12 protein-coding genes are annotated in these 13,359 nt (G+C 63.8%); 4 read left to right on the top strand and 8 right to left on the bottom strand.

The window, feature by feature from the left end:
* Nucleotides 1-5 precede the first annotated feature (5 nt).
* Nucleotides 6-890, top strand: a complete 885-nt coding sequence (locus ACTJI4_RS03935) for an outer membrane protein assembly factor BamD (protein WP_392920936.1) — start codon at nucleotides 6-8, stop codon at nucleotides 888-890.
* Nucleotides 891-942: 52 nt separating this feature from the next.
* On the opposite strand, the gene ACTJI4_RS03930 is transcribed toward ACTJI4_RS03935, so the two are convergent.
* The 6 genes from ACTJI4_RS03930 to sucC all read right to left on the bottom strand — a co-directional run bounded on the left by ACTJI4_RS03930 (nucleotide 943) and on the right by sucC (nucleotide 6,930).
* Nucleotides 943-1,332, bottom strand: a complete 390-nt coding sequence (locus ACTJI4_RS03930) for a hypothetical protein (RefSeq protein WP_440868569.1) — start codon at nucleotides 1,330-1,332, stop codon at nucleotides 943-945.
* Nucleotides 1,333-1,543: 211 nt separating this feature from the next.
* Nucleotides 1,544-1,876, bottom strand: a complete 333-nt coding sequence (locus ACTJI4_RS03925; RefSeq protein ID WP_440868568.1) for a hypothetical protein — start codon at nucleotides 1,874-1,876, stop codon at nucleotides 1,544-1,546.
* A gap of 74 nt (nucleotides 1,877-1,950) precedes the next feature.
* Nucleotides 1,951-2,877 carry a hypothetical protein gene (locus ACTJI4_RS03920; protein ID WP_440868567.1) on the bottom strand — a complete coding sequence of 309 codons (927 nt, stop codon included), beginning with the start codon at nucleotides 2,875-2,877 and terminating at the stop codon, nucleotides 1,951-1,953.
* Between the two features lie 110 nt (nucleotides 2,878-2,987).
* On the bottom strand, nucleotides 2,988-4,622 hold the full coding sequence (locus ACTJI4_RS03915; RefSeq protein ID WP_440868566.1) for an NAD+ synthase: 1,635 nt from the start codon (nucleotides 4,620-4,622) through the stop codon (nucleotides 2,988-2,990).
* Between the two features lie 241 nt (nucleotides 4,623-4,863).
* Nucleotides 4,864-5,739 carry a succinate--CoA ligase subunit alpha gene (gene sucD, locus ACTJI4_RS03910; RefSeq protein WP_017356169.1) on the bottom strand — a complete coding sequence of 292 codons (876 nt, stop codon included), beginning with the start codon at nucleotides 5,737-5,739 and terminating at the stop codon, nucleotides 4,864-4,866.
* A gap of 21 nt (nucleotides 5,740-5,760) precedes the next feature.
* The gene (gene sucC / locus ACTJI4_RS03905; protein ID WP_259206417.1) at nucleotides 5,761-6,930 is read right to left on the bottom strand and encodes an ADP-forming succinate--CoA ligase subunit beta; all 1,170 of its coding nucleotides are present in this window, start codon (nucleotides 6,928-6,930) and stop codon (nucleotides 5,761-5,763) included.
* A gap of 244 nt (nucleotides 6,931-7,174) precedes the next feature.
* On the opposite strand from sucC, the gene ACTJI4_RS03900 reads away from it, so the two are divergent.
* The 3 genes from ACTJI4_RS03900 to ACTJI4_RS03890 all read left to right on the top strand — a co-directional run bounded on the left by ACTJI4_RS03900 (nucleotide 7,175) and on the right by ACTJI4_RS03890 (nucleotide 11,324).
* On the top strand, nucleotides 7,175-8,788 hold the full coding sequence (locus ACTJI4_RS03900) for a sensor histidine kinase (RefSeq protein WP_440868565.1): 1,614 nt from the start codon (nucleotides 7,175-7,177) through the stop codon (nucleotides 8,786-8,788).
* 64 nt (nucleotides 8,789-8,852) lie between these two features.
* Nucleotides 8,853-10,238, top strand: coding sequence for a sigma-54-dependent transcriptional regulator (locus tag ACTJI4_RS03895; protein ID WP_440868564.1), 1,386 nt, complete (start codon nucleotides 8,853-8,855; stop codon nucleotides 10,236-10,238).
* A 537-nt stretch (nucleotides 10,239-10,775) separates the two neighbouring features.
* Nucleotides 10,776-11,324, top strand: a complete 549-nt coding sequence (locus ACTJI4_RS03890; protein WP_440868563.1) for a SymE family type I addiction module toxin — start codon at nucleotides 10,776-10,778, stop codon at nucleotides 11,322-11,324.
* A 102-nt stretch (nucleotides 11,325-11,426) separates the two neighbouring features.
* Here ACTJI4_RS03890 and ACTJI4_RS03885 read toward each other — a convergent pair whose 3' ends face one another.
* Both ACTJI4_RS03885 and ACTJI4_RS03880 read right to left on the bottom strand, forming a co-directional pair.
* Nucleotides 11,427-11,900: a hypothetical protein gene (locus ACTJI4_RS03885; protein ID WP_440868562.1), complete on the bottom strand. Its 474-nt coding sequence runs from the start codon at nucleotides 11,898-11,900 to the stop codon at nucleotides 11,427-11,429.
* 960 nt (nucleotides 11,901-12,860) lie between these two features.
* On the bottom strand, nucleotides 12,861-13,139 hold the full coding sequence (locus tag ACTJI4_RS03880) for a hypothetical protein (RefSeq protein WP_440868561.1): 279 nt from the start codon (nucleotides 13,137-13,139) through the stop codon (nucleotides 12,861-12,863).
* Between the last annotated feature and the right edge of the window lie 220 nt (nucleotides 13,140-13,359).

The raw sequence follows: 13,359 nt of genomic DNA, 5'->3' as shown, positions 1-13,359 counted from the left end.
ACCCCATGATCCGACGCTCTTCCCTGCTGTCCGCGCCCGTCCGCACCGCGGCCCTGATGCTGGTCCTGGCCCTCGTTTCCACCGGCTGCCACCGTGGCGCCAAGGGTGACAACCCGGAAGAAGGCCAGCCCGTCGAAACGATCTACGACAAGAGCCACGGCCTGATGCAGAAGGGCAACTGGAGTGGCGCCGAAACCACTTTCCGCCGCCTGATCGCCCAGTACCCGTATGGCCCGTACACCGAGCAGGCGATGATCGAGACCGCCTACGCCCAGTACAAGGCCGGCAAGCACGATGACGCGGTGTCGAGCATCGACCGCTTCATCCGTACCTACCCGACCCACCGCAACATCGCCTACATGTACTACCTGCGTGGCCTGGCCAACAGCAACCGCAACACGGTGTTCCTGCGTCGCGTGTGGTCGCTGGACCCGAGCCGCCGCGACCTGTCCACCCCGCGCCAGGCCTACGCCGACTTCAACATCGTGGTCGAGCGTTACCCCAACAGCCGCTACGCTGCCGATGCACGCAGCCGCATGCTGGAGCTGCGCGACGTGTTCGCCCAGCATGAACTGGACAATGCGCTGTACTACCTGCGCCGCGAGGCCTATGTGTCCGCCGCCGGCCGCGCCAACTACCTGCTGGATACCTACCCGCAGAGCGCGTTCCAGTACGACGCCGTGGCCGCCCTGGGCGAGGCCTACACCCACCTGGGCAACAAGACCCTGGCCGATGACGCCCGCCGCGTGCTGGAGCTGAACCAGCCCGAGCACCCGTGGCTGCAGGGGAACTGGCCGAAGTACCCGTGGATGGTGCGCAAGCTGAACCCGTTCGCCGGTGAGAAATCCGCCAGCACCGGCCAGCGCAACGCCACGATGAACCGCCGCTGATACCAGCGCGGTGCTGAAACAGAAAAAGGGTCCCTTGCGGGACCCTTTTGATTTACGGCGCGCCGGCGATACGGGCACCTGAATAGTCCGGTGCCGGCTCTGCCTCCCGCAGGGTGATGCCGGCCGCCGGTGAGAGATTGAAGCGGCCCATCGTACAGTCCACCAACTGCAGGTTGCGCTGGATGCATCGCTGCGTGATCTGCGCGGTGTTACGGGCACCGGTGTTATCCGGGCGACCGACTTCATAGTCGACTGGGGGGATGACCGGCTGCGGTTCTTGGGCCGGATGGTGTGACACCACATTCCGCAGTGACAACATCGTCGGATGGTTTCCGGCCGGCTGGAAACCAGCTATACGCATATCCGCCGCAGCGCGGCTATTTTCGATCGCCGTAGCGCGGTTGGGTTCGATGGCTCGGAGAGCGGGAGGTGAAATAATCATGTGGAACGCTCCTAGGAAATCATCCAAGCATCTACCAACTCCCGCTTAGACGCTTTAGCATTTCGCTCAGCCCTTGTGGCCATTGCAACGCCACCATGAATCGCCGCTGATACCCGCGCGAACCAGATAAAGAAGAAGGGTCTCTTGCGGGATCCTTTTTTCATTGCACGGTAGGTGCCGACCGTGGGTCGGCACGCGGATGGCTGGCTGCTCACGGGCCATCCGCCCTTCGCGTAGGCACGGGCGTGATGCGGCCATTGGCATTCATTTCAGTAGACCATGCAGCAATGGCCACGCGACGCCCATCAACGGCCGGCAAGACACAGGCATGGTCCGGCACGGGATCGACTTGGCGCAAATCGGCGGCGGTGATCTGGAAACGCCCTATGACGCGCTCAGTCGGCATCGGCGCTCCGGCCTGAAGCCCCGGGTCATTGATGACAAATACGGGCCTGGGGGCGTCGCGAAAGGCGCGTGATGGGGGCGCGCTGACGGCAATACGCGTCAGATCAACGGGGCGAAGGTCGGGAGGCGTGATACGCATGGAAAAGACTCCAGGGGATGGCACCCGGACTTTATTCGTTGCCCATGGATGCGCTTTCTCGTTTCGCTCAGCCCCTAGCGTGTGATCAGCCGCTCAAGCCGCGTGGCGGTGGGCACCGCAGCTGTGGTGGCCACGATATCCCTTATCTTGTCTTTCGCCCGCTTGGACACGGCGTTTGAGCGGAGCGCCGCGTGCGCAAACGTTTCCAGCTCCTGCGGACTGAAATCACCCTGCGGCCTGCCTTCCTCGCGCGATTGCGCTATCTCCTCGAGAAACTGAGACAGCAGGATGTCGTGCTTTGACTTGGAAGCCTCTCTCAGTTGGGACGGTTCAGGCGCCGACGACATCTCCGTTTCGTCTGCCGTCGCAGCGGGCACGACGAGCACAACGTCATTGAATCGGACGCAGGGCCCGTCCTGCGTGCCGCGGGGCTGACGTGCTTCGGGCTCTGGACGGAATGGCTCATGGTCATAGTCCTCAGGCGGAATCAGGACCTCCGCGTCGTCGTCATAGTCTGGCTCTGGAATCCCGGCGGCGGGAATCCGGGTTGTCTGGTAGTCCTCGGGCGGAATCTCAACCGCCGGCAGCTCCTTTCGCTGCGCGGCGCCGCCGTTCGGGGACGTCGCGAGCCAGGCGCTGACGATGGACGTGCGATCCGGCGCCGTTGCGATGCGCTGTGTGACCTTGAGCTCGAACCGATGACCTGGATGCGGGTCGGGAACAGGCAGTCGCTCAAGCCACTGACTCATTGTCCTGCGCAGAACCGGCGAACGTACATTCATCAGCCCACCCGCAATCGCCTTGCGCAGCCCGGCGCCATCACCATCGAACCGGGCGACGCCACCGGCTTTGCCGTTGAATATGTGCTTGGCACTGCCACCGAACTCAACATTGGCGATTTCGGTGAGTTTGAGCCGTGTCTTGGGCGACAGCGAGACGTTGTTGCGCTTGTTCCAAAGCGCTTGTGCGAAGGTATGGATCTTGGTGTTGATGTTGGGCATGCAGCAGAAACCGGGGGCGACCAGGCGCGCACTCTAGTTTTCGCCGATTGCCGCCACTTTCATGAAGCCATCAGGAGCGCGGCATGCGCGCCCCCCATGTGTGGATGCGTTCAGCCTTTGTAGCCGTTGCTGATCGGGTAGCGGCGCTCGCGACCGAACGCGCGGCGCGACACCTTCGGACCCGGTGCTGCCTGGTGGCGCTTCCACTCACTGGTGCGTACCAGGCGCAGCACGCGGTCCACCACCTCGGGGGCGTAACCGGCCGCCACGATCTCCTCGCGCGACTGCTCCTGGTCCACGTAGCGGTACAGGATGCCGTCCAGTACGTCGTAGGCCGGCAACGAATCCTGGTCGGTCTGGTTGGCGCGCAGCTCGGCCGACGGCGGCCGGGCGATCACCGCCGGCGGAATCACCGGCGCCCCGCCCACCGTGTTTCGCCACTTGGACAGGCCGAACACCTCGGTCTTGTACAGATCCTTCAGCGGCGCATAGCCACCGCACATGTCGCCGTAGATGGTGGCGTAACCCACCGCGTACTCGCTCTTGTTGCCGGTGGTGAGCAGCAGCCCGCCGAACTTGTTGGACAGGGCCATCAGGATCACCCCGCGCGCGCGCGACTGCAGGTTTTCCTCGGTGACATCGGCCGGCTGCCCTTCGAACATGGGCCCCAGCGCGGTCATCAAGCCCTCGAATACCGGCTCGATCGATACCGCTTCGAGCTTCACGCCCAGCGTGCGGCACTGCTCGGCGGCCAGGTCGTTGGACATGTCGGCCGTGTAGCGGGAGGGCAGCCGCACCGCGGTAACGTTGTCCGCGCCCAGCGCATCCACCGCCATCGCCAGCACCAGCGCCGAGTCGATGCCGCCGGACAGGCCCAGCCACACCTTCTTGAAGCCGTTCTTGCCGCAGTAGTCGCGGATGCCGCGGGTCACCGCGCGCCAGGCCAACGCATCCATGCTTTCGTCGCCATCGTCCATCCACTCGCGCGGCAGGAAGCGGCGGCTTTCGGCGTCGTAGTCCACCACCAGCCACTGGTCGGTAAAGGCGGCCGCGGCCGGGTGCACGGTGCCATCGCCATCGGCCACGACCGAGGCGCCATCGAAGGTAAGCGCATCCTGCCCGCCCACCATGTTGACGTACAGCAGCGCCGCCCCGGTTTCGCGGGTGCGCTCGGCGAGCAGCGCATCGCGCTGGGCGTGCTTGCCGCGTTCGTACGGCGAGGCGTTGGGCACCACCACCAGTTCGGCGCCCTGGCGCACGGTGTCGGCCAGCGGCTCGGGGAACCACAGGTCTTCGCAGACCAGCACGCCCACCGGCACGCCCTTCAGCTCGAACACGCAGCTGCCGCCGTCCGGGTCCACGTCGAAGTAGCGGCGCTCATCGAACACCGCGTAGTTGGGCAGTTCGCGCTTGCGGTAGGTGTGCAGTACGCGGCCATCGCGCAGCACGCTGGCCGCGTTGTAGACCACTGCACCGGTGGCCTCGGGCCAGCCAACCACGGCGGTGATGCCGTGGGTGGTTCCGGCAATGCGGGCGAGCGCCTGCTGGCAGTCGTACAGGAAGCCCGGGCGCAACAGCAGGTCTTCGGGTGGATAGCCGCTGATGGCCAGCTCGGGGAACACCACCAGTTCGGCGCCGAACTCATCGCGCGCCTCGGCGATCATCGCGATGATGTTGTCGGTGTTCTGCGCGACCGCGCCCACCGGAAAATCGAACTGGGCCATCGCGATGCGGATCGACGTCATGGGGTGAAGCCTCAGTAGGTACTTTCTACATTCTAGGCCTTTCGCCTGCGAGGCGTGCCGACCAACGGTCGGCACCTACCGTGAGGTGCGTGACGCTACCCGACCGGATGTGCACCCCGGTAGCGCACGACCGTTGGTCGTGCGGCGGCGCGCGCCGGATGCCGGAAACACAAACGCCGCCCGGAGGCGGCGTTTGTTGGTGCGGCCCGACCAACGGTCGGGCCCTACCCATGCAGCGTTGTTACTTGACCAGCTTGGCGATGGCGGCGCCCAGGTCGCCCGGCGAGCGGACAGTGACCACACCGGCAGCTTCCATGGCGGCGAACTTGCCTTCAGCGGTGCCCTTGCCGCCCGATGCGATCGCACCGGCGTGGCCCATGCGCTTGCCGGCCGGAGCCGAAGCGCCCGCGATGAAGCCGACGACCGGCTTCTTCACGTGGTTCTTGATGTACTCCGCACCGGCTTCCTCGGCGTCGCCGCCGATTTCGCCGACCATGATGATGCCTTCGGTCTGCGGGTCTTCGTTGAACAGCTTGAGGCAGTCAACGAAGTTCAGGCCGTTGATCGGATCGCCACCGATACCGATGCAGGTCGACTGGCCCAGGCCCACTTCCGTGGTCTGCTTGACCGCTTCATAGGTCAGGGTGCCCGAACGCGACACGATGCCGATCTTGCCCGGCTTGTGGATGTGGCCCGGCATGATGCCGATCTTGCACTCGCCCGGGGTGATCACGCCGGGGCAGTTCGGCCCGATCAGCACGGTGTCCGGGTGCGAACGGGTCAGCACGTTCTTCACGCGCAGCATGTCCAGCACCGGAATGCCTTCGGTGATGCACACGATGACCTTGATGCCGGCAGCCGCCGCTTCCAGGATCGCATCAGCCGCGTACGGCGGCGGAACGTAGATGACCGAGGCGTTGGCGCCGGTGCTCTGCACGGCGTCGGCAACGGTGTTGAAGACCGGCAGGTCGATGTGGGTCGTGCCGCCCTTGCCCGGGGTCACGCCGCCAACAACCTGGGTGCCGTACTCGATCATCTGAGTGGCGTGGAAGGTACCCTGCTGGCCGGTGAAGCCCTGCACGATCACCTTGGTGTTCTTATTGATCAAAACAGACATTGTTATTCCTTCGGTGTCGGATCAGGCGGCGTTCTTGACAGCTTCAACGACCTTCTTGGCACCGTCGTTGATGTTGTCGGCCGGGATGATGGCCATGCCGCTGTCACGCAGCAGCTGCTTGCCTTCTTCCACGTTGGTGCCTTCCAGGCGCACCACGACCGGAACCTTGACGCCCACTTCCTTCACAGCGGCGATGATGCCTTCGGCAATCATGTCGCAGCGGACGATGCCGCCGAAGATGTTGACGAAGATGCCTTCGACCTTGTCCGAAGACAGGATCAGCTTGAACGCTTCAATGACGCGCTGCTTGTTCGCACCGCCGCCCACGTCCAGGAAGTTCGCCGGCTCGCCGCCGTTGAGCTTGATGACGTCCATGGTGGCCATCGCCAGGCCGGCGCCGTTCACCATGCAGCCGATGTTGCCGTCCATGGTGACGTAGTTGATGTCCAGCTCCGAAGCAGTCACTTCGGTTTCGTCTTCCTGGGTCTTGTCGCGCATGGCGACCAGGGCCTTCTGACGGAACGCGGCGTTGTCGTCGCTGTCGAACTTGCCGTCCAGCGCGTACAGGTTGCCGTCGTCCAGGATGGCCAGCGGGTTGATTTCAACCAGCGCCAGGTCCTTTTCGTTGAACAGGCGGTACAGGTTCACCATGATGCTGGCGAACTGGCCGGCCTGCTTGGCGGTCAGGCCGAGCTTGAAGCCGAAATCGCGGCCGTGGTAACCCTGCACGCCTTCAACGAAATCAACGTTGAGCGAGTGGATCAGCTCCGGGGTTTCAGCAGCCACCTGCTCGATTTCCACGCCGCCTTCCGAAGAGGCGATGTAGGTGATGGTCTTGGTGCCACGGTCAACCAGCACCGACAGGTACAGCTCCTTGACGATCTCACCGGCGGTGGTCACCAGCACCAGGTTGACCGGCAGTTCGACGCCCGCGGTCTGGTAGGTGGCCATCTTGGTGCCGAGCATCTTGGCCGCAGCGGCCTTGACGTCATCGGTGGTCTTGCAGAACTTGACGCCGCCAGCCTTGCCGCGACCGCCCGCGTGGATCTGCGCCTTCACCATCCAGGGGCCCTGGCCCAGGGAGTTGGCAGCAGCGACGGCTTCATCGGGGGTTGCCGCGACCTTGCCGGCCGGGACGGGAATGCCGTACTCGGCAAGCAGCTGTTTTGACTGGTATTCGTGGAAATTCATGCGTCACCGTGGGAATAGGAACGACCGCACGCACGGACCGCGGCGGGCCCACTATTGTGGACGACCCGGCGGCGCGGCGCAAAGAAACCGGCCCTTGGGGCGTGAAGGAGACAATATTTTCACCTTCATTCAGGCAGTTGCGCCGGGGCGGCCCCCATGGGGGTGGGTCGGGAATGGTCAAAATGCGCGGCTCCGGGCCCAAAGCTATGCCTATACTGGGTCCAGCCAGAAGGGGAGTTCCGGCGTGTCACCCAGTGCTTCATTGATCGACCGCATCGAGTCCATGCCGAAGCGGGAGCTGTACTTTTTCGCCCTCTACCGGGTGCTGATCGCTGCGGTCATCGCCGCCCTGCTGTTCAGCCCGTTGAGCGCGATGGTGGGCGAATCCACCCACCCGCAGCTGGCCGCCGGGGTCAGCGGCAGCTACCTGGTGCTGTCGCTGCTGATCCTGGCGGCCGGCCGCAACGACCGCTGGCTGCGGCCCATCGTGGTGGGCAGCGTGCTCATCGACATCACCGCCACCGTGCTGCTGGCCCACGCCCTGCCCGGCGCCAGCGCCGGCCTGTCCATGGCCCTGCTGTTCAACATCGCCGCCGCCGCCACCCTGTTGCCGCTGTCGCTGGGCCTGGGCCTGGCGCTGGCCGCCGCCGCGGCCACCGCCGGCGAGTACACCTGGAACCTGCTGGAAAATGGCGAGCCCAACCGCACGCTGGCCGAGCTGGCCATGTTCATCACCAGCTTCCTGGCCTTGGCGTTCGTGAGCTACCAGGTGGGCAGCCGCGCCCGCCGCAACCAGCAGCTGGCCAACCAGCGCGGTGCCGAGGTAGCCAACCTGTTCGAAATCAACGAACTGATCATCCGTCGCATGCGCACCGGCGTGCTGGTGGTGGATGGCGCCAACCGCATCACCCTGGCCAACGAAGCGGCGGCCACCCTGATTGGCGACAACGACGGCAACAGCGGCAGCGGCCTGCTCGAACTGGGCAGCGCCGCGCCCGACCTGAGCCGCCGCCTGCAGCGCTGGCGCAACGGCTGGACCAACGAAGAAACCCCGCTGCAGCTCTCCCCTGACCAGCCCGAAGTGCAGCCGCGCTTTGCCCGCCTGCTGGCCGGCAGTGACCTCACCCTGGTGTTCCTGGACGACTCCACCGTGGTCTCGCGCCGCGCCGAATCGCTCACGCTTTCGGCCATGGGCCGATTCTCGGCCAGCCTGGCCCATGAGATCCGCAACCCGCTGGCGGCCATCAATTACGCTGCGCAGCTGCTGGAAGAATCCACCGCCATCGGCGATACCGACCGCCGCCTGTTGCAGATCATCCACCAGCAGTGCCAGCGCACCAACGGCATCGTGGAAAGCGTGTTGGGCCTGGCCCGCCGCGAGCGCGCCAACCCGGAGAACCTGGACCTGGCCGCGTTCGTCCGCCGCTTCGTGCTGGAGTACAAGCAGAGCCTCACGCTGGAAACCGACAGCATCGAGCCGATCATCAGCGAGTCTTCCGTGCATGGGCTGGTGGACCCGCGCCACCTGCACCAGATCCTCACCGTGCTGGTGCACAACGCCCTGAAGTACGGCCGCACCGGCCAGGACCCGGCCCGCGTACGCCTGCGTGTGGCCCGCCAGGACCGCAATGCGGTGATCGACGTGATGGACCGGGGTCCGGGCATTCCCGAATCCGTCGCCAACCAGTTGTTCCGACCGTTCTACACCACCTCCGAACATGGCACCGGGCTGGGCCTGTATATCGCCCGTGAGCTGTGCAAGGGCAACCAGGCCAGCCTGGAGTACGTCTCGGTGCCCGCCGGCGGTGCCTGCTTCCGGTTGGTACTGCCCGGACCGCACACCATGCGGCCGCAATGACGCGCTACCCTGCAGGCGTCAATAGTTTGTCGTTTTCAACCGCACTCGGCTATCTTTCCCCCATATGAACGAAAACCGCAGCGCCCTCGTCGTCGACGACGAACGCGACATCCGCGAACTGCTGGTACTGACCCTGGGCCGCATGGGCCTGCGCATCAGCACCGCGGCTAACCTCGCCGAAGCGCGCGAGCTGCTGGCCAGCAACCCCTACGACCTGTGCATCACCGACATGCGGCTGCCCGACGGCAACGGCATCGAGCTGGTGACTGAAATCGCCCAGCACTACCCGCGCACCCCGGTGGCGATGATCACCGCGTTCGGCAGCATGGACCTGGCGGTGGAAGCGTTGAAGGCCGGCGCGTTCGATTTCGTCAGCAAGCCGGTGGACATTTCGGTGCTGCGCGGGCTGGTCAAGCACGCGCTGGAACTCAACAACACCGAACGCCCTGCCCCGCCGCCGCTGACCAGCGACACCACCGCACGCCTGCTGGGCGAATCGGGGGCGATGGATGGCCTGCGCGCCACCATCACCAAGGTCGCCCGCAGCCAGGCGCCGGTGTACATCCTGGGCGAATCGGGCGTGGGCAAGGAACTGGTGGCCCGCACGATCCACGGCCAGAGCGCACGTGCGGCCGGCCCGTTCGTGCCGGTCAACTGCGGCGCCATTCCATCAGAACTGATGGAAAGCGAATTCTTCGGGCACAAGAAGGGCAGCTTCAGCGGTGCCCATGCCGACAAGCCGGGCCTGTTCCAGGCCGCGCATGGCGGCACGTTGTTCCTGGACGAAGTGGCCGAACTGCCGCTGCAGATGCAGGTGAAGCTGCTGCGTGCCATCCAGGAGAAGTCGATCCGCCCGGTGGGCGCGGCGACTGAAGTGCCGGTGGATGTGCGCATTCTTTCGGCCACGCACAAGGACCTGGGCGACCTGGTGGAAGACGGGCGCTTCCGGCATGACCTGTATTACCGCATCAACGTGATTGAACTGCGCGTGCCGCCGCTGCGCGAGCGCCGTAGTGACCTGCCGCAGCTTGCGGCTTCGATCCTGGCCCGGTTGGCGCGTACGCATGGGCGCCCCACTCCGCTGCTGGCGCCGTCCGCGCTGGAGGCGATGGGCACGTATCACTTCCCGGGCAACGTGCGCGAGCTGGAGAACATCCTGGAGCGTGCATTGGCGTTGGCCGAGGGTGACACCATTGGCGCGAGTGATCTTCGGTTGCCGCAGCAGGGTGCGCCGCGACATGGTGGGGCGCCGGTGGCGCCGCATGAAGAAGCGGTGGTGGATCTGCCGGCGGGGAGTGGCGCGCTGCCTTCGTACATCGAGCAGATGGAACGCACCGCGATCCAGAAGGCGCTGGAAGAGAACCGCTGGAACAAGACGCGGACTGCGGCGCAGTTGGGCATTACGTTCCGCGCGTTGCGGTACAAGCTGAAAAAGCTGGGAATGGATTGAACCCGTAGAGCCACGCCCTGCGTGGCTTAAACGCGCCGACCAACCCAATTGCCCACGGGGCCGCATCACCGGCATCGCGATGGACACGCATGGCGTGTCACTACCGATCACAACGCCCTGCATCTCGTCGGACACGCACGGCGTGTCGCTACAGGCACGAACCCGCGTAGTGACACGCCATGCGTGTCCCACGTAACGCCAGATTCTTCTGTCGCCAACACCCCGCAAAAACCGCACCGCCGTCCCACTACCGCTCCAACCCAAGCCGCTAGCGACAACCGGTCGGCAACGCCTATCGAACCGGGCAAAACCAACAGACACAATCGATTGGCTACCGACCCCACCACGGCGCATGGTGTGCCACGGAGCTTCAAATCTCCATGTACGTGCAAAATTATGGACGTCCCATGTCGGGAGGGTGGCTAATACAAGACCCCTCAACCGGGGAAATACTCCACGCCGCAGCACGTACGCGGATTTGAACCTCCCGGCTCCCTTGCCCTACCGGCAAGGGAGATTTCCCCTCGGAGGCTCCCCATGCGCTCGCCACGCAATACCCCCCTATTCCCCGAACTCCAGCTGCCCACGGCCGACCGCCCGCGCCACTACACCGTGCGTGCCCACACCTACGCTTGGATGGACACCTTCGGCGGCGGCACCGTGCCATGTCTGTCGATACACGGCCACTGGCTGGAGAGCGCCGGTTTCAGCGTCGGCTCAAGCGTCAGCATCGAAGCAACGGCCGGCCGACTGATCGTGACCTTGATCGAGTTCCCGGAAGAAGCACATAACGGAAGCTCCACGGCATTCGAGAATCACATCGCCAAGCGCGGCCGCGCTACCCCGGACAGCCAGATCAACCATGAACACCCGGGCTGGATGGTACGCGAACTCATCCTGGCGCCGATGGGCGCTTCCACCCTGGACTTCGCGCACGCGATTGGCGTGTCGCAGGATTTCGCCGAATGCTTCCTGGCGGGCGATCAGGATGTGGATCTGGATCTAGCCCAACGCTTGGGGCCATTCGGCCGAACGTCGCAGAAGCTGTGGTTGGATCTGCAGCACAAGCACCGTTCGATACGATGACCGCGCTCCGGCCGTAGAGCCACGCCCTGCGTGGCTGACAGGGTGAGACGCAAGCCGCCCACCCGTGCAACCAAATCGCTATCAGCAGCCACGCCCCTCTTATCAGGAAGCCGCTTGACGGCAGTACAGCTCAGAGGAGGTGTCCGCCTCCCAGTACGTGGCAGCAAAAATGGCGGCTTGGTCACCACGGCGGCGGAAAGCCATGACATGAGAGAAATCCCCCGCACAATACGTAAGGCTTGTCTCTCCGTTCGCGACCCGCCTTGACCGGAGCTGCCATCCATGCGTCACCGCCAGCTCGTGGAAATGGTCCTCAACCGACGCCAAGTCAAGTTGAGTGACCACATTCCTTAGCGCACCAATCAATGTGACTTTCGAAAAAATCTTGAGTGGCTCGCCGATTGAATTGGCCGGCAACTCCAGCTGGGTGCCGGCTCGCGTGAGCTGATCCACATCGGGCTTCCCGGCCCAATCTGCGGACTGGTAATCAGAGTACAGGCTCAAGGCGAAGATGAGCCCCGCTCCTACCGCTATCAGTATGGGGAACGCTTTACGCGCCTTCACTAGCATGTTCACCCGGTGAGACTCCATCTCCTATTCGCGATCCTATCTGAGAAGAAGTGCCTGATCCAGCGCCCTGCGTGGCCGGCAATGACAAATATCCACGCGCTCATTCGCCTCCGCCGATGCGAGACCGTCGATGCTGGGTAGCCCAACGTGAAAATCGAGAAGACGGCTTACTCCTTCCGTACCGAAGTAGCGGCTGCCGAATAGTCGATCTCCCTTTCTACGTGCCCTTTCCGGTCGTACCAACGCCACACACCAGCTTCCTTGCCCATGTCGTACTCACCTCGCACGTGGACGTAGCCATCTTCCCAAGCAACAAATGGCCCGTGCTTTATCTTGCAGGCTTGGTAGCTTCCTGACTTCGACCACGCCCCGTACTCCGCCTCCGCTGGCGAACTACATTCAATCTTTTCATGAGACAAATCGACTGGGTCAGCGATCTCACTTGAGCACGCCGACAGAGCAGCGCATGAAGCGACCAGGACGAACCTACGAAGCATATCCATATCTCCCTCCAACACAGGCTACCGAGACCTTTCTTAGCGGGAGAGACGTCCGTCAACAATCCTGCGCTCCACGTCCCTGTCGTACGACGCGCTTCGCGCGATATGGGCTCTAACGTCCTCTGCCATGACCTGGTCAGGATCCAAGAAGGATAGTTCGACCAACCTCATCAGCACTTGCTTTGTCGGAGAATTCCTCAGCCACCAGTGGAAGACGCCATTTCGGTCATGTTCCGATGCCTCCGCCATTCCAGGCTGGTAGGTCGCACAGAGCCGCTCAATCAGCCCAGCTGGCAACATGCCATGCTCACGCCATCTTGGGTGAAACCCCATCGTACTGAGATACTCGTCAATGTCCATAGTCATCTGCCCAACCTAGCAAACGTAAAGTAGTACACCTGATGAAACGCGCTGCGCCCTGACATGATGTCGGGCGATGCGCTGGCGCCACAGCGGAGTTTCACCGCTACTGCTCAGCCTCAACTGCTCGAGTCAGCTCCAAATTGATTTTCTGCGCAGACCTGTTGGCCTTGCCCTCATTGGACCGCTTGGCCGACGCCAATGCATCAGCCAACATTGCTCGTCGCTTCGCGGGATCGCTCTCACGTCCGGCGGCCACCAGCAGCCCTGACGCATAGTAATTCAGCTGCTCCGAATCTCCGGCCTCCCGCGCCGCTGCCTTCCATCTCTCTGCAAGCTCATCGGTGCCTGAAAGCGCATCATAGTGAGCAATCAGCTTCTTCATCGCGGCAACGTCACCCTGCTCCGCCGCGGCCTCTACCGCCGCATGCTCGCTCTCAGGAATCACAAAGGCGTCGCTAGGACTCAGCTGCTGAGTGTCGCTTGGGCCAGGCTGCCCACTTCCACAGCCAGCTATCGCGAACACGCAAAACGCCAAGGCGAGCAGAAGTATTCTTGGGATCATTGCTACTCCGTCAGCTTGAGGTAGTGGAGGGGCGTCCTGA

This window comes from Stenotrophomonas sp. 22385 (assembly GCF_052045085.1).
Taxonomy (GTDB): Bacteria; Pseudomonadota; Gammaproteobacteria; order Xanthomonadales; family Xanthomonadaceae; genus Stenotrophomonas.
The sequence above is the reverse complement of the archived record's forward strand: the minus strand, read 5'-3'. Positions and strand labels throughout refer to the sequence as shown.